General features: G+C 38.2%; 16 protein-coding genes. 5 read left to right on the top strand and 11 right to left on the bottom strand.

The features are described 5' to 3' along the window. Positions 1-18: 18 nt before the first annotated feature. The 5 genes from ACG59Z_RS08495 to ACG59Z_RS08475 form a co-directional block, all read right to left on the bottom strand. Positions 19-744: a DUF6160 family protein gene (locus ACG59Z_RS08495; RefSeq protein WP_263613037.1), complete on the bottom strand. Its 726-nt coding sequence runs from the start codon at positions 742-744 to the stop codon at positions 19-21. A gap of 15 nt (positions 745-759) precedes the next feature. After that, a complete protein-coding gene (locus tag ACG59Z_RS08490; protein ID WP_311070168.1) occupies positions 760-2,802 on the bottom strand; it encodes a hypothetical protein in 2,043 nt (680 codons plus the stop codon). Positions 2,803-3,033: 231 nt separating this feature from the next. Further along, positions 3,034-4,512, bottom strand: a complete 1,479-nt coding sequence (locus ACG59Z_RS08485; protein ID WP_400198827.1) for a hypothetical protein — start codon at positions 4,510-4,512, stop codon at positions 3,034-3,036. Between the two features lie 311 nt (positions 4,513-4,823). After that, positions 4,824-5,393, bottom strand: coding sequence for a dCTP deaminase (gene dcd / locus ACG59Z_RS08480; protein WP_002120290.1), 570 nt, complete (start codon positions 5,391-5,393; stop codon positions 4,824-4,826). 115 nt (positions 5,394-5,508) lie between these two features. Further along, positions 5,509-6,102: a LysE family transporter gene (locus ACG59Z_RS08475; protein WP_263613035.1), complete on the bottom strand. Its 594-nt coding sequence runs from the start codon at positions 6,100-6,102 to the stop codon at positions 5,509-5,511. Positions 6,103-6,457: 355 nt separating this feature from the next. Here ACG59Z_RS08475 and ACG59Z_RS08470 point away from each other — a divergent pair, with 355 nt between their 5' ends. Then, on the top strand, positions 6,458-7,024 hold the full coding sequence (locus ACG59Z_RS08470; RefSeq protein WP_263613034.1) for a DUF2062 domain-containing protein: 567 nt from the start codon (positions 6,458-6,460) through the stop codon (positions 7,022-7,024). 30 nt (positions 7,025-7,054) lie between these two features. Here ACG59Z_RS08470 and ACG59Z_RS08465 read toward each other — a convergent pair whose 3' ends face one another. The 3 genes from ACG59Z_RS08465 to ACG59Z_RS08455 all read right to left on the bottom strand — a co-directional run bounded on the left by ACG59Z_RS08465 (position 7,055) and on the right by ACG59Z_RS08455 (position 9,946). Continuing rightward, positions 7,055-7,927, bottom strand: coding sequence for a 5'-methylthioadenosine/S-adenosylhomocysteine nucleosidase (locus tag ACG59Z_RS08465; RefSeq protein ID WP_400198826.1), 873 nt, complete (start codon positions 7,925-7,927; stop codon positions 7,055-7,057). A gap of 142 nt (positions 7,928-8,069) precedes the next feature. Next, on the bottom strand, positions 8,070-9,299 hold the full coding sequence (gene apbC / locus ACG59Z_RS08460) for an iron-sulfur cluster carrier protein ApbC (protein WP_400198825.1): 1,230 nt from the start codon (positions 9,297-9,299) through the stop codon (positions 8,070-8,072). A 146-nt stretch (positions 9,300-9,445) separates the two neighbouring features. Next, positions 9,446-9,946: a hypothetical protein gene (locus ACG59Z_RS08455; protein ID WP_263613031.1), complete on the bottom strand. Its 501-nt coding sequence runs from the start codon at positions 9,944-9,946 to the stop codon at positions 9,446-9,448. A 285-nt stretch (positions 9,947-10,231) separates the two neighbouring features. On the opposite strand from ACG59Z_RS08455, the gene metG reads away from it, so the two are divergent. Further along, positions 10,232-12,298, top strand: coding sequence for a methionine--tRNA ligase (metG, locus tag ACG59Z_RS08450; RefSeq protein ID WP_400198824.1), 2,067 nt, complete (start codon positions 10,232-10,234; stop codon positions 12,296-12,298). 83 nt (positions 12,299-12,381) lie between these two features. Here metG and ACG59Z_RS08445 read toward each other — a convergent pair whose 3' ends face one another. From ACG59Z_RS08445 to ACG59Z_RS08435, 3 genes are all read right to left on the bottom strand, one after another. After that, positions 12,382-12,717, bottom strand: coding sequence for a calcium-binding protein (locus tag ACG59Z_RS08445; RefSeq protein WP_400198823.1), 336 nt, complete (start codon positions 12,715-12,717; stop codon positions 12,382-12,384). After that, complete coding sequence (locus tag ACG59Z_RS08440; RefSeq protein WP_396479841.1) at positions 12,698-12,886, bottom strand: NF038215 family lipoprotein; 189 nt, start codon at positions 12,884-12,886, stop codon at positions 12,698-12,700. Before ACG59Z_RS08440 ends, ACG59Z_RS08445 begins: the two co-directional genes overlap by 20 nt. A 162-nt stretch (positions 12,887-13,048) precedes the next feature. Next, a complete protein-coding gene (locus tag ACG59Z_RS08435) occupies positions 13,049-13,672 on the bottom strand; it encodes a LysE family translocator (protein WP_068936154.1) in 624 nt (207 codons plus the stop codon). A 181-nt stretch (positions 13,673-13,853) separates the two neighbouring features. Between ACG59Z_RS08435 and ACG59Z_RS08430 the strand changes: the two genes are divergently transcribed. From ACG59Z_RS08430 to ACG59Z_RS08420, 3 genes are read left to right on the top strand one after another with little or no spacing between them, the layout of a single operon-like run. Next, on the top strand, positions 13,854-14,423 hold the full coding sequence (locus tag ACG59Z_RS08430; protein WP_068936156.1) for a TetR/AcrR family transcriptional regulator: 570 nt from the start codon (positions 13,854-13,856) through the stop codon (positions 14,421-14,423). Beyond that, positions 14,420-16,063 carry an MFS transporter gene (locus tag ACG59Z_RS08425; RefSeq protein WP_396521455.1) on the top strand — a complete coding sequence of 548 codons (1,644 nt, stop codon included), beginning with the start codon at positions 14,420-14,422 and terminating at the stop codon, positions 16,061-16,063. The genes ACG59Z_RS08430 and ACG59Z_RS08425 overlap by 4 nt, the downstream gene beginning before the upstream one ends. 40 nt (positions 16,064-16,103) lie before the next feature. After that, complete coding sequence (locus ACG59Z_RS08420; protein ID WP_400198822.1) at positions 16,104-17,225, top strand: HlyD family secretion protein; 1,122 nt, start codon at positions 16,104-16,106, stop codon at positions 17,223-17,225. Positions 17,226-17,264: the final 39 nt, after the last annotated feature.

The following is a 17,264-nucleotide window of genomic DNA, read 5'->3' as shown; positions in this document are numbered from 1 at the left end:
TGAAATCTACATTAACCATTAACAACGGGGATGGCTACCATCACAGCTAAACACCATGACTTTTCCTTGAATAGCCAAGTTGCCGTTCATCATTAAACCCATAAAACCTGTTTCACGCCCATAGTCGTAGGCTGAAGGTGTCGCCGTAGCCACTTGCTGAGTTGCACTGTTTGCGGTCGCCGCATACGTTGGTTTTTTGAAATATGCATAATCATACATATTCGTACTTGAGCCTTGGGTCGTTGTTGAACTTGTAAAGTTATCTTGCTCAATGGATAAAGCATTAAAACCAAAGTTACGAATTAAAATCGGTTGTGCTGCACTAAAACTAAGTTGAATAGCAGGTTTTATAATTTCGGTATTAGATTTATCAAGATACTTCAAATCAGCACCATCCAAACCCATTTTTTGAATGTTTAAAGTTCCTTGTACACCTTTAAACACCAACCAAAGCTTATTACCACTATCACTATTTTCAGCCCAACCACTTGGCTTAGTTGCATCTGCTTGCACAAAACGTTTATTAATCGCTAAACCAATATGACAGAACTCTACGTTTTCACAGACACCACCACTACCATTATCAAATATGCTGTTACTGGTTTGGTTTAAATTGAGCATTAAAGACAAGTCAGCACCTGCTTGGCCATTAATGGCTTGTAAAGCGTCGTTGTCCAAAGTTTGTAATTCTGCATGAGTCGCAGTTGCACAAAGAGTAAGGAGTAAAGCAGTTATTTTTTTCATCGCATTATCCTCCTCTTATAGACCTTTTGTGGTGAGTTTTAAATGTTGGATTAAAACACCATCAATGACTGCTGAACCCATATTATTACTAATTGAAGAGCTAATTTGTGCTCCTGATAATTTATAAGTGTTCACATCTGCATTTGGTGTAGTCGTATACCAACGCCCATTATTGTAAAGTGCATCAGGTAAAGGTGTACCATTTGGTACTACAAACTGAGCCCCATTCCCTGCATCGGTAGTGGTATAACCTGTTGTGTTAGTCGTCGGATTATAATAAGAGGTACTATCAATATTCGCCCAGTTTGCTCCTTGAGAGTCAAATCTTAAGCCTGAGCCAGCATTTCCCGTCCAACCTGATGCTGTACGGTATTGCCATGTGTCATAACAAGTTCCTAAGTTTAAAAATCCACAACTATAGCTGCCTCCACGTCGTTCCTGATTTTGTAATTGATAGAAATTTTTAACTTGTGTTACAGCAGCAACCGTTCCTGTTGGTAATTTCCCAAATGAAATACCTACTGCATCTTGAGTATTGTTCCCTTTAAAGGCTTCTAATGTATTATTTGTCGAGTTATAAACAGTTGAACCGATTGAGATACTACTATGCGTTGCACTAGAACCTTGATAAGTTTTACCTCCTAAGGTTACATTGGTACCGCATTGATAAACATTACAGGTAGAACCAAGATAAGTACTATCTGTTCCAGTGTAGTCAGTATAGATTTTCTTATAAATTTCTGGCTTATTCGGAATACGTGCAAGCTCTAAACTAAAGTTTTTACCATCTGAGCTTAAAACGAGTGGTTGGTATAAAGAACCTAACACAAGATTAATATTCGGATTATAAAGATATAAACCTTCGTTTGCATCGAAGGTTGGTGCAAGCCCACCATTAATAGCAGGAGTAATGAGATTACCTTGCCCAGTGCCAGATTCACGAGTACTCAACCGCAGTACATTATCCATTGCACTATCTGTTGGAGCAGTCCATGATCCAGTTGAAGTAACCGTAGTAGTCTGGCTGCGAATACGGTATAACCAATCTGAACTTGGTGAACTATTGCTAGGCGCACCAGTATATTGAGTACTATAACGATTTACCCATGGACCTACTGTCGTTGTTGGAGTATTTGAAGTAATTGTTGCTCTCAAATTAGAGGCATCACCACTATTTAAACGCACAACACCTGCGAAGCCTAGAGTATTATTATAAAATGGACTCAATCCATTTGCGGATGTCGCACCTCCCAAAGTTTGGAAGAGCTGTAGACGGCTACCATTTAAACTAAAATTATTCCAGATACCTTGTAAACGTAACCGATTCGCACGACTTGCATCAGTACTTGTACCAATCAAACCATTTGAGTCGCCATAATTAAACTGATCTGTCGCACCATTAATTTTATTTGGATTGCGAACAAAGATATCTGACCATAAACCTAATTTAAGTTTATATGCATCAAGCCCTGCCGTATCTCTTGTCCCTACCTCATATAAAGGTGCTTCTAAGGCTAAATACGTTACTTGGCAAGAAGGATCACTCGCGCCACTACATGTAGCAGCACTAAAATTAGGTACAAGGTTCTGAGTAGCTACTTTGAATATCCATGGATTAACAGCAGTACCCCAACTCGAAATCGCGGCCGCAGTATCGGTAGATGCAAGACGGCTATTAGTATCGTTATCAGATTTAGAAAGAGCTAAGCCATAAAGAAAAATATCAGCTTTACCTACTGCACGGTCACCAGAATCAATCGTACCATTTTTATTGGTATCTGCCGCCGTCATACTTAACGGCCCAACAGGTACATAATTGATATAACCTGTATCTTTAGTACGGTCAGTTAAAATTTGACTTGCGGTTTCGTTCGCACCTGCCCCACGAAATACCATATAAGTATTTTGAGGTAAAATAGCGATACCTTCACCAGTAGTTTCACTTAAACCAGCATCAGAAAGTTCTTCAAGAGCGAAACTCGATTGGCTTATGAAAAGACCAATTAAACTTGCCAAAACGGTTTTTTGAAACCTTACCGTATAATTAAGTGTAGTCATCTTGACCTTCCTGTTTTATACGATGCCGTGCACCATATTTATTTTTCTTTAACAATCCTTGATGCTAGGTGAATATATCCTTTTCACCTTAGACCAGAAGGCAAATCTAAATAGATATTGCCAACTTTTCCACATTTCTATTATGCGGAATATTTGCACAAATGCAAAAGAAAGCGCATAAAAAGCTAATTTTCCGATGAATGAAAATCAGCTCAAGCTAATTGCTTACAATTAACAAAAGGTTAAATTCGTACCATGACAGTTTGGTTTAAAGTTTTGATTCGTTAACTGCAAATTGCTTAAATTTAGTGTAAGTGGGCTATTTTTTAAATCAATCGTACCAATATTTACATCCAGATCCCCTAGTTTTAACAAACCTCCCAAGTCAGAAGTTTGAGCAGGATTAGCTTGTAAATATGCAGAAACAGCAGTTGAAATTTGCGGGAATAATGGTGAAATATCAATTGCATCTTGTGGAATGATGTTACCTACATTAACTGGATTTGCAAAAGACATCCACCAGCCCTTTTGGGCTACGTCATCTGCTTTTGCTCCAGGCCACTGCAACATTTGATTTTGCAGTGCCAGATACATTGGCGAGTTAATTGGTAAATTATGAATAAGACCCAATGACTGGGTTAAATTTAAATTTGCAGTAATATTTGAAATGGTACCATTCATATATACATTCGGGAATTTAGCACCTTTACCCGCAATGACACATGCTAATAAGCTACAGTCTGTTACTGTAGCTTCTACTCTACCGCCTTGAGTGTAAATGCCTGTTGGTTCAGGATAAGCTGGATCATGTGGGCCTGCTGCATTATATTGCACAGTACCATCCACTGGATAAGAACTGCTATGTCCTACATAAATATTAGGGACTTTTACTGGAGCAGATAAAACTTTTGAGGTAACCCGATTACCATTAACTTGAATCGGCGCAATTTCAAAATAGTTATTTTGAATACCCGGAATATTAAATCCACCATCAGAAGTAATAAAACTTACCTCAGCAGCACCACCCAACCCCAAAGCCTGCAATCGGCCTGTTACTGCATTTGCTCCATATAAATTATCTCGAGTAGCCGAAGTTGTAGCATAACCTTTAATCAAACCACTACTGTCAGACTGAACCTTCATATAACCAGAAATGGAGTTGATCCCATTCGGGGTCGTTGTATTTTCAGTACCTGCCGTTAATAAACCAATAAATTTTTCAGCACTTAGCCTTAAACCAACTACTTCACGTGTTGAAGCTGAGGTTGGGTTCTTAACAGCAAATTCAATGAATGGATTCGTTAATACTGCAGAAGATGAGGCACGATCTTCATTAGACATGGGCAATGGGTTCCCATTGGTATCAAAATTTTGTCCACTTAAACTTAAATTATCAATATCGATATCACAACCACCAGCCCCATTTACACCACCGCAGCCCAACTGAAGTTTTCTAATATTAGTATTGATTTCTAACTGGGCTTCCATTCCTAATTTATAAAAACCAATATTACTGCTGTTATCGCGTAGTTTCTCCAAGTTTGCCGAATCAGTAGGTGCAATATAAGACATACTCATTAACGCTTGGCCACGAGTTGCAGATAGTTCAGCATCAGACATTGGAACTAAGGTAGACGTAGCATAAGCTGAAGAAAAGCATAAACTTCCAAGTGCCAATATCGCAACATGAAGAGACTTAAACTGTCGCATGACCGACCTCCGTATCCTTGGGGGCATAATCTAATTTAATTTCTTTTTATTTGGCTTCCCTTTCTTTAATCTAATCTTAAATTGAATAAACAAAGAAATGCCGATATCTGATTTTTATGATTTAAGTCCATTTAAATTGTGTGATACAACTCAAAGAAACAAATCAATTATTGATCATTTTATATCATTTTTTACAAAAGAAAACGTTCATTTATAAATATTCCGATGAATGCCACTTTCTTTATTTTTCAACAAAAATGGGCCACTTCAAGTGACCCATTTTTTAGAATTTAATCTAATTTTAAAACAACTTAGGTTTTAGGAAGCGTAACGCCAGTTTGTCCTTGGTATTTACCACCACGGTCTTTATAAGACGTTTCACAAACTTCATCGCTTTCAAAGAAAAGCATTTGTGCTACACCTTCACCTGCATAAATACGTGCAGGTAAGTTCGTCGTATTTGAAAACTCTAAAGTAACGTGACCTTCCCATTCTGGTTCTAAAGGCGTCACATTTACAATAATACCGCAGCGTGCATAAGTTGATTTACCCAAGCATACAGTTAAAACATTACGCGGAATACGGAAATATTCAATGGTACGCGCTAGAGCAAATGAGTTTGGGGGAATAATACAAACGTCAGACTCAATGTCGATAAAACTTTTATCATCAAAATTTTTCGGATCAACAATTGCAGAATGTACGTTAGTGAAAACTTTAAATTCGCGGGCACAGCGTACGTCATAACCATAGCTAGAGACCCCGTAGGAAATCAATTTTTCGCCATTCTTATCAAAACGGACTTGATTCTCTGCATAAGGTTCAATCATGCCGTGTTTTTCGCTCATTTCGCGAATCCAACGATCAGACTTAATAGCCATGTATTTTCTATCCAAAAGGTAATTTCATTGATTGCGACGTACTTTAACGTAAAAAAGCAATTATGAAAACAACGCTTGAGCTACTCTTCTCGATAAGAATAGCTCGGTAAGACTTTTAAAGGTTTAATAACGCAGAATAGCTAATCGGAATTGAGAAACTAACTAAAACTAGTGAGGCTGTTTTTTGTAAATTCGATTGATTTAACCAACGTACTTTATTACCTGCCAAAATTGAACCCAAGAAAATCCAGAACAATGCAATTGGTGTAATCAACGCTAAATAAGCCAGCATATGAATGAGATAAATATGAAAATCAGTCCATGCTGCAACAGGGAAAATAGCTGAAGCAAACAGTAATGCTTTAGGGTTAAGTAAAGTTGCACAGAACAACTCACGCGGGCGAATCGTTGGCTGATCTAACTCAAGTTGCTGATTGGCTGTGTGCCATAACTTAATTGCTAAAAAAATAATGTAACAAGCGCTTAGCAATTTAAGCATAGGAGGTAAGAAAGGAAGCGTTGCAGAAACTTTCCCTATTAACATGCCCCAAGCTGAAATAGAAATTACATATCCAAGAACTTCTGCCGGAATTAATTTCGCAGACTTCTTAAGACCTACCTGTACTCCTGACGATGCGAGTAAAGTATTGGTTGGGCCTGGGGTAAGTAAAATTGTGGCAACTAAGCCAATAAATAGCCATGAAATCATTGAATGACCTCACAATGTAGTCATCTCAGATTAATAGATATCTTTTGGGAAGGCAAAATCTAATTGTAAGACAATTTTTTAAAATATTAATCAGTAAAATTAAAAAATAACAAATAAACAAATAGATACGTAATTTTTAAAAAATTTAAGCTAAAAAACTTTAGAGTCAGTTGTCGCGCTTTGCGTGCCAAATTGTATTAAGTAATATAAGTATTTTTATTTTAAATCTATTTTTAGGTCGAAAAGATCTATAATGAATTATTACAGCAGTAAGTTTAATTTTTAAGCTTTTAATAAGTTTCAATTAATATATTGTTTTTTTGTGTTTATATGAGTCACCAGACTCTACTATCCTATGATTATGGCAAAGCAATTTTTTCAGTCTTGGCTTCCTTCTCCAGAGAAAGTTTCAAATATGAAATTTTTAAGGATTTTTGGGAAAAAAACCCTTAATCCAGTGCTTTGGTATGTCAACCGTAAATCGATTACAAGAGCAGTTTTTGTAGGAACGTTTTTTGGTTTACTGCCTATTCCCTTTCATAGTGTTTTTATTGTGATGGCGGTATTGCTGTTTGAAGTGAATTTACCTATTAGTCTAATGCTTGCTTGGCTCAGTAACCCACTCACATTAGTTCCCATTTTATATACTGGGTTCTGGTTTGGTTCGCACATTTATCATGTACATATGATCAATAAAAAGATGCTCTTAGGTGTACTTCATCAGATTTCTAGGTGGATTACTCATTTTGGTCATGGCCATATAGATTTTAGTCTCGCTAAAATTTTAATGTCTGGGCTTATAGTTGAAGCATTTGTATTTGCAATCATACTGTATGTAGTGACCGAAGTTTTCTGGCGCTGGATGGTCATTCGAAATTGGAAAAGTAGAGCTGGTTATAAAAAACAAGAAGATGCCCTATAAGAACCCATCTTCTTGCCTATAGTTAAACTATTATTTTGCTAGTTTAGATTTCATATATTCTTCAGCAACATTAAGCACATAGTCTTGGCAAGCCTCTCCAGTACCTGAGTCATACGCTCCATTATTGGTAATATTATTAGATAAAATTCGAATTCCTAAAAAAGGAACATTAAACTGACTTGCGATTTGTGCAACTGATGCTGCTTCCATTTCCTCAACAGAGGTACCATAACGTTGATGGAAAAATTGAATACGATCAAGCTCATTATTCCAAACATCTGCCGATCCAATCGTTCCCTCGACTACTTCACCTTTGTCATAACGAACTTTATGTGCCGCCATTAATAATTCTTTATCGCCTTCAAATTTGCGAATTGCAATAGGTTCTGGGTCTGATTCATCTGTTGGCAATACATCAAATGCTTCAACCCAAGTGAGTGAATTTGATCCAGCTCCTAATGGTTGTTTAGGCGTTCTAAACGCACCAATATTGGTCGCATATTTTCCTAAAATAATATCGTAAACGTGTAGATCTGGGTCGTGACCGCCTGCAGTCCCCTGATTAATAATCGCAATCGGTTTATAACGTTCAATGGCTAGAGCTGTTGCCGCGGCAGAGTTACTCATACCCATCCGTGTTTTAGAAATAATCATTGGATAGCCATTGTGAGTTCCTTTCCAGAAAGTCCACCCTCCTATTGTTTCAACAGTCACATTCTGTAATTTAGATGCCATCTGTTTTGACTCTACAGGTAAGGCGCCTTGAATAATAATTGGTTGTAATTTCTGTTTTTGTTCTTCAACTGTCGTTGTTTGGGAAACTGTTGAATGGCCGTCGTTACATCCAACTAAAAATAAAGCGCTACATAAACTGATAACGCCAAAAGTATATTTAAATTGCATTTCTCACCTATTTCTTTTTAAAAGCGTAAAGTAGCAATCTACATGCCAATTTCAAGTTCAGCTTTGTTATTTAGATTCAGTGATTTAAATTTTTCTTTTAACCAAATAATAAAAAACCCGGCTTAAAGCCGGGTCGGATGAATCAAAAGATTCGTTTATCATCACGCGTGCGTTGAGGGATTTTTTCAATCTGTTGCCATACCGCTTTAGCAATATCGATATAGCTATCAGCTGCGTCATCCATTGCTACAACACTCGGTTTACCCTGATCTGCATGTTCACGGATTTGAGCATTTAAAGGCAAACGTCCTAACAATGGAATATGATATTGCTCGGAAAGCTTATCACCGCCACCAATACCAAAAATTTGTTCTTCGTGCCCACAGTTAGAGCAAATATGAGTCGACATGTTTTCAACAACACCCAATACTGGTATGCCAACTTTATTAAACAACTCAATTCCTTTGGTGGCATCTAACAAAGCAACATTTTGCGGAGTCGTCACAATGATTGAGCCAGTTACTGGAATACGCTGTGCAAGCGTAAGTTGAATATCGCCTGTACCCGGCGGCATATCAATCATCAATACATCTAAATCTGGCCAAAGTGTTTGGTTAAACAATTGCATTAAAGCACCAGTTGCTTTTGGTCCACGCCATGCGACAGGAGTATTGTTATCTCCTGTTAAATGTCCAATAGAAAGCACAGCCATACCGTATGCCTCTAAAGGTACAAAATTTTCACTTTCAATAAGAGGCGTTTTGCCAGCATTGCCTAGCATGGTTGGAATACTTGGGCCATAAATATCAGCGTCCAACACCCCTACCTTAAGTCCCATTTTTTGTAAGGCAAGTGCTAAATTAACCGTAGTTGTCGATTTACCAACCCCACCTTTACCAGATGAAACTAAAATAACGTTCTTAATTCGAGGATGAAGCGGAACATCTCTTTGCTGCGGAGCAGCTTTCTGAATCGGTGGATTGTTTGGATCTGGCTCAGATTTAGGTGAGGCATCAAGCACAGGAGGTAAATTTGAATTTTCTTTCGGTGCTTTAGATGAACAAGCATGACCTGAACTTTCTGGTGCAGGACGCTTTTGTTGAACTACATGTAAGTTCAGTTCTTCAATACCACACTTTTCTAATGAACTAGCCAAATCATCATGAATTTGCTGCAAATGCTCTTTTTCATCAGGAAATGTATTAATAGTAAGTTGTAATACACGCCCCTGAACTTGGAGCTGGCTAATGCGCTCTTTTAAGGCATCTTTTGAATGCGGTAGTAAATAATTTTGGAGTACAGTTTGGATTTCATCTTCTTTCACTTCTTGTGCAGGTGAAAAAACGGACTTTAATGAAGAAAGCCAAGACATATTGTTTACTCCAAAAACAGATCATTACAGCTTGTTGGAGCTAGTGTAACAGTATTGATCCGCACTCGCTCAACTCGAAATGAATAATTGCTAATTTTAAAGCCTCATCATTTGAGTGAGGAGTACAGATTTTGGTTTAAATCAGCTTATTCAGCAGAGTCGTGATTTTTTAATTTATTGAGTTTATCGGTTGCTGTCTTCTTCAATTCATCAAACTTTGCAGTTGCCTGAGTTTTTAACTCATCAAGTTTTGAGGCGGCCTCTTCCTTTAATTCTGCTGCTTTGGCTTTAGCATCATCTAGTTTATGGGCGGCTTCGGTACGCAAGTGATCAAATTTATCTTGCAGACTATGCTGAGCGTCGTCAAGTTTACCTTTCAAATCACTGGCTTTATCTTCAACTGCTTCTTTTGCAGCAGCTTGTTTCTCTTTTACATTGTCCTTCAAATCATCCAAGGCTTTTTCGCCCTGTGCTTTTGCGTCTGCTGCTTTTGCCTTTAACTCATCTACTGTATTTTCAACTGCTTCTTTACCAGCAGCCTGTTTCTCTTTTACATTTTCTTTTAAATCGTCCAAAGCTTTTTCGCCTTGTACTTTTACATCTGCCGCTTTTGCCTTTAATTCGTCTAATTTATTTTCAGTAGTCATCGTTGTTATCCTCATCGTTAATTAAAAAATTACCTGAATAAGTTATTAGTTATACATCGTTATGGTTTATTTTCTGACCGTAACTGCAATTTGAAACAAAGACAATACAGGAAGATTCAAATATTTTTTGATTTGTTTATCTGTTCTAAAGAGAAACAGCTTTTGACTTCACATCCATTTTTATAGATGCCTCTTATGCTTAGCTAAAGATTATTAATCTTTGCTTATCTCCCTGCATCAGTTAAAATCTTCCACCTTATAAATACGAATGAGAGAATGAGATCCGTGCGTAAAATTTTAGTCACCAATGCCCTCCCTTATGCGAATGGTCCAATTCATATGGGTCATTTACTCGGTTACATCCAGGCAGATATCTGGGTTCGTGCCATGCGAGCAATGGGTCATGATGTGACTTATGTATGTGCGGATGATGCTCACGGTACAGCGATTATGCTACGTGCCGAAGCGAATGGTATTAGCCCAGAAGAGCAAATTGCGAATGTTCAAAAAGAGCACATTCGTGATTTTGACGGTTTTGGCGTACATTTCGATCATTACGATTCAACACATAGCGATGCAAACAAAGCACGCTCAACAGATATCTACATTAAAAACCGTGAAGCTGGAAATATTGCAGTTCGCCCTGTAACTCAATTATTTGACCCAGAAAAAGGTATGTTCTTGTCTGACCGTTTCATTAAAGGCACATGCCCGAAATGTAAATCAGAAGATCAATACGGCGACTCATGTGAAGTGTGTGGTACAACTTATAATGCGACCGAGTTACTTAACCCACGTTCAACTTTAAGTGGTGCAACACCAGTTGAAAAATCATCAGATCACTATTTCTTCAAGCTTCCAAACTTCTCTGAATATTTACAGAAATGGACGCGTGATGAAGGTCGTTTACCTCTTTCAATTGCGAACAAGTTAGATGAATGGTTTGAAGCTGGTTTAGCAGACTGGGATATTTCTCGTGATGCACCATATTTTGGCTTTGAAATTCCAGATGCACCAAATAAATATTTCTACGTGTGGGTAGATGCCCCAATTGGTTATATGTCTAGTTTTGAAAACTACATCAAAACTAAACGTCCAGATTTAAACTTTGACGATTTCTGGAAAAAAGACAGCCAAAACGATGTTTATCATTTTATTGGTAAAGACATCGTTTATTTCCATGCTTTATTCTGGCCTGCAATGCTTGAAGGCGCGAACTATCGCACTCCAACAGGCTTGTTTGTAAATGGTTTCTTGACTGTAAATGGACAAAAAATGTCTAAGTCACGCGGTACTTTCATTAAAGCCGAGACGTATTTACAGCATTTAAACCCAGAATATTTACGTTACTACTTTGCCTCTAAACTTTCAGATAAAGTTGAAGACTCTGACTTGAACCTTGATGACTTTGTTCAGAAAGTAAATTCAGACTTAGTCGGTAAAGTCGTTAATATTGCTAGCCGCTGTGCAAAATTCGTCAATAGTAGCTTTAACAATACGTTATCTGCTGAATGTGCAGAATCTGAGTTAGTACAAAGCTTTATTGATGCAGGCGATTCAATTGCTAAAGCATATGAAGCACGTGAATTCTCTACGGCGATCCGTGAAATTATGGCGCTAGCTGACCGTGCAAACCAATATATTGATGAGAAGAAACCTTGGGCTCTTGCTAAACAAGAAGGTCAAGAGCAACAAGTTCTTGATGTATGTTCTGTGGGTATCAACTTATTCCGTCAACTTGCAGTGTACTTGGCTCCAGTTCTGCCAACTTTGGCAAAGCAAGTTCAAGATTTCTTAAAACTTGAAAGCTTCGATTTCGAGTCACGCAAACAAGTTCTTGTAAGCCATGAGATTGCGCAGTTCCAACCTCTCATGCAGCGTGTTGATCCAAAAGCTGTTGCAGCTATGGTTGATGCTTCTAAAGAGTCTTTAGGTGCTCCTGCTCCAGAAGCAACAAAAGCGGCAGCGAAAAAAGACAAAGCAGCTGAGAAAAAAGCAGTGCCTACTCCGGCAGTTGGTGAAGCTGAAATTATCGGTATTGAAGATTTCTTAAAAGTTGACTTACGTGTTGCTCAAGTACTTGAAGCTGGTACAGTTGAAGGTTCAGATAAATTACTTCAATTGACGTTAGATGTTGGTGAAGCTGAACCACGTAACGTATTTAGTGGTATTCGTAGTCAATATGCACCAGAAGACCTAAAAGGTAAATTGGTTGTTATGGTTGCTAACCTTGCACCACGTAAAATGCGTTTTGGTATTTCAAACGGTATGGTACTTGCTGCCGGAAATGGTGAAGGTATTTTTATTATCTCACCAGATAGCGGTGCGAAACCTGGCGATAAAGTTTCTTAATCCGCCTGCATATAAAAAAGCTCCCTAAATTGGGAGCTTTTTTAACTATAAATTTTCAAGGAACATCTATAAGAAGATTTAAATTATGCCCATGGTCGCCCTTCACAAGGGTTACTAAGTAAAACGTGTATATTCCCCAACTCCTCATTGGTTAAATAGCCATTCTTATTTTCATCTAAATAATGAAATAGTTCTGTTTGCTTATTCTCTCCCTGAAAACGCTTATCCGTAGGCCAATGATAAGGATAGAAATCTTGTACCTGTTGAAACTCTTTTAAGCTGTACAAGCCATCATGATTTACATCATATTTTTCCTGAAAAAGCTTCCAATCTAAAGATGCAGGTTCACATGCACTTACTACATTTAAAATGCAGTAAGTGATGCAAGCTGTAAGTAACTTAATAGTTGGATTGCTCATGATTATTGGCTTGTAAATCAGAAATTTTGTAATCTTTTTCATGAACAGGTGTACCAACAATGCTCATAGTTCGCTCATTTGCTGACTGTTGCTTGCTCATGGTTCTCATCTCACATCCTGTAGTTAAGATGAGAAAAACTACAGAAATGCTCACCATTAGTTTTTTCATAACGTGACCCTCATTTCTTTTTGTTTTATTTATTAAGTTACCACTTTTTAAATGTTTAAGTACTAAAAAAGATATTTCAATTTGTATATATTTTGCTCAAAAATAAAGCCAGACTATAAATAGCTGGCTTTGGATTTTTTAGATATTTTAATTAAAGGCTTATCATTTGAAGAAAATTAACTTTAAGCCTAAGACACTCACAATACTTCCAGCTACTCGATCAACGCCAGTTTTTGCTTTTAAGTACATTGTTCTAGGCTTCTCTGAAGAGAGCAGCATTGCAACACATGAGTACCAACCTGCATCGATCATAAAACAAATCACTGGTAATGCGACATAGTAGTAACTTGGGATTTCTTTTGGCAATAAAGCAGTAAATACACTCGCTAGAACAACTGCAATTTTCGGGTTGCTTAACTGGGTAATAAGGCCATAACGATATGCCTGTTTATAGGTCATTTTTGATTTGCCATCATTTTCCATAGCAATTGGTTCTTTGGCATGTTTAATAATTTTAAAAGCCAGCCAAAGCAAATACAGCCCACCACCAATTTTTAAAATTAAATATGCTGAAGGTACTGCCAGTAAAACTGCCTGCAATCCCATAACAGCTAGAAAACCAAAAAGAGCTGCGCCTGTACCCGTACCTAAAGCTGTAAACAAACCATGTTTACGTGATTTAGAAATTGAATTTTGTGCTACGTAAATAAAGCTCGGCCCAGGGCTTATTGCTCCAAGCATCAATGCCATCGCAATTGAAAAAAGAGGAATAAGGGACTCAAACATTGTATTGACCTAGCATCATGCAATTGCGCGGTATTCTAACAGCTTTTTTATGACACATATAAAAATGGAAAACATATAAATGATGAAAATTGAATTTTCATGTTTTTTACAATTTATATCTTCACAACGGACAAAAATGTCCGTTAAATATATCGGTCTTTAGAACTCCCAAATCAATGACATGAGTAAACGTCAAAAAATTGCTGCCCATAATCGGGATGAATTACTCAATGCAGCCGAAGAATGTTTTCGTATTCATGGCATTAATGTGCCCTTGCAAGTTGTGATTGACCATGCAGGTGTAGGCAGAGCAACTTTTTACCGTAACTTTTGTGACCGCAAGGCTTTAATTAGCGCGCTTTTAGAACGTGCGATTACACAGCTAGAGCAAAAAGCTGCTCATTTTCAACAATTCGAGGATGGTTTATTTCGTTTAATTGAAGGACATATTGCACAACTTCCTAAACTTGCAATTTTGCAAGATTTTTGGAGAGTGATTGATCGACAAGATCCAATTATGTTAAAAATTTATGAACGGCGAAATAATGCACTTAACCCACTGATTGAAAATGCGATAGAACAAAAACTGTGCCGAGCTGATCTCACTGCCAATGACTATGCAATGATCACTGCAATGTTGGGTTCTTCATTTCAAGGACATGAGCCAGAAGAACAAACTCGCTTAGCAAAACGAGCAATTGAATTACTAATTCATGGTATTCAAGTACAAAAAATTCGAGGGATAGAATGAGTAAAACGCCTCGTTATTTAGAAACACCACCCGACTGGACACCAGAAGAGCAACCGACTCTACCTGGTTCACCGGCAGCTATTGCTCACTCTGTACCTAAGCGATTTATTTACTTTTTTATTGGTTTATTTATCGCCCTTTCGGCAAGCTTAAGTAATGGTTTTATTACGGCAAATTTACCTTTAATTCAAGGTGAATATGGACTGACACCTTCCGAAGCTGCTTGGCTTCCTGCTGCTTATGTCATGGCAAATGTCAGCTCAAACCTGATTTTGTTTAAAGCCAGACAACAGTATGGCCTGAGAGTATTTTCAGAAATAGGGCTGGTTATTTTTATTGCCGTGCTGGTTTTACATATTTTTGTGCATACCTATGAAATGGCCCTATTCGCACGGGTTGTGGCAGGTTTAGCAGGAGCGCCTCTCAGCTCTTTAGGTATGTATTACACCATGCAGGCTTTTAAAAAAGCAGATATGGCAAAAGGTATATATATCGCCTTCGGTTTCCAACAATTAGGGGTTCCCCTCGCTTGGATTATTTCTCCATTCCTAGTCAGTACAGACAGTTGGTCTGTTCTATATACCTTTGAGCTAGGTTTAGCACTTTGTTGTTTAGCGATGGTTGTTTCATTGAAATTACCGCGTAGCTTACGTATTTATGTATTTGAGAAGCAGGATTTCTTTACCTTTGCTTTACTGGCTCCCGGTTTTGCATGCTTATGTATTGTGCTCACACAGGGCCCAATTTTATGGTGGTTTAACAGCGAATGGTTGGCATATGTATTAATTGCTGGCTTTAGCTTAGTTGTTCTTGGTTTGCTCTATGAACACTATCGAGCCAATCCATTAATTATGACACGCTGGTTAGGCGCCTCTTCAACCTTGCGTTTCATTTTTGGTGCTTTTGCTATTCGACTTCTAATGTCAGAGCAAAGCTATGCTGCTGTTAATTTTTTAAAAGCCATGGGAATGGGGCCTGATCAGTTTGTACCACTTTATGTTGTGATATTCATCGGGATTTTAAGCGGAACCTTATTTAGTGCACTGACTTTTTCACGTGAACGAATTATCTTTCACTTACTTTTTGCAGAGTTCTTAATTCTGGTTGCTTGTGGATTAGATTATCACCTAACCAGTGATGTTCGACCTGTGAACTTCTTTGCAAGTCAATTCCTAGTAGGTTTCGCAGGTGGTTTATTTATTGGGCCTTTATTGCTTATTGGCTTTGCCCAAACTTTGGCTAAAGGTCCTTCGTATGTAGTGACTTTTATTGTGCTGTTCTCTGCAACTCAAACCTTTGGTGGCTTGGTCGGGTCTTCTTTCTTCTCGACCTATCAACAACACCGCACGCAAAACTATCAAGTCGAGATTATTAAAGATTTAGAACAATCCGATCCGTTAGTTTCTCAGAGGCTCTCCACCTATCAACGTAGTGCAGCCATCACAACAAATGACCCAGCATTACAAACGACTCAGGCCATGCGCACACTCAATCAAGTGGTCACCCGTGAAGCACAAGTGCGTGCCTACAATGATGTTATTGCGTTAAACGGTATTTTTGCTATCGCACTGCTCTTATGGGGTGGATTTAATATTGCTCGTAGTAAATATCTACAACGTAGAGGAATTAGCCGTCCTTAAAGGCTTTTGTTATTGATGAAATAGAAATTGAGATTGATATATGTCAGATGATCAAAACAAACCGGAACAAACACCTGCTCAGGCACCTGCACCTGCACCTGCACCTGCACCTGCACCTGCAAGTAAACTGATTCCGACAAAACGCTCAACACTATTATGGATGTTGGGTGTGCTTATTATCGGTATTTTAGTGATTTTATGGGCATGGAGAATCGGACCTTTTGCCACGAGTGTCCAACAAACTGACAATAGTTATGTCAAAGGTAAAACCACTGTTTTATCGTCACAAATTAATGGCTACGTTAAAGATGTATTAGTCAAAGACTTTGACCACGTTAAAAAGGGTCAAGTGTTAATGCACATTGATGCAACCACTTATGACCAAAAAGTAACTCAAGCGGCTTCTGGAGTTGAACAAGCTAAAAATACTTTAGCCAACCAAACCCAATCCATCGCTCAAAAACAAGCTGATATTGTTGCTGCGCAAGCCAAAGTAGATCAAGTGAAAGCTCAATACGAACTCTCTTTGGCACAGCTTAGACGTTATCAACAGTTAGGAAATAGTGGAGCAGCTTCTAAATCTGAGCAAGATAAAGCTGCTGCTGATGCCGAGAATAACCTTGCAGCACTTAAGCAAGCAGAAGCAAATGTCTTAGTTGCAAAAGAGGCTTTGAAAACCGCACAGGTCGCAGAAGCTGGCTTAGAAGCACAAGTTTCCAGCGCTAAAGCACAGTTAGACCAAGCGCAAACCACCAAAGACTATAGCGTTATTGTAGCTCCAATGGATGGTCAACTGGGTGAAGTAAATCCTCGTGTTGGACAATATGTAGCAGCAGGCTCACAGTTACTCTACTTAATTCCACAACAAACTTGGGTGATTGCTAACTTTAAAGAAACCCAAATTGCCAATATGCGAATTGGGCAAAAAGCATGGTTTACAGTCGATGCAATGAATCATAAGAAATTTACAGGACATGTTGAACAAATCTCCCCTGCTGCGGGTTCCGAGTTTAGTGTTTTAAAGCCAGACAATGCGACAGGTAACTTTACCAAAGTTGTGCAACGTATTGCTGTGCGTATCACCATAGACCCAAATCAGGAAGGAATGGAACACTTACGCCCTGGCATGTCAGTGATTACTTCTGTCGATACAAGCTCTTAATCAGCTTTTTAAAGTTCTCTTGAAAAAGCTACAATGTGA

The organism is Acinetobacter sp. ABJ_C1_1 (assembly GCF_044684115.1).
GTDB classification, from domain to species: domain Bacteria; phylum Pseudomonadota; class Gammaproteobacteria; order Pseudomonadales; family Moraxellaceae; genus Acinetobacter; species Acinetobacter nosocomialis_A.
The sequence above is the reverse complement of the archived record's forward strand: the minus strand, read 5'-3'. Positions and strand labels throughout refer to the sequence as shown.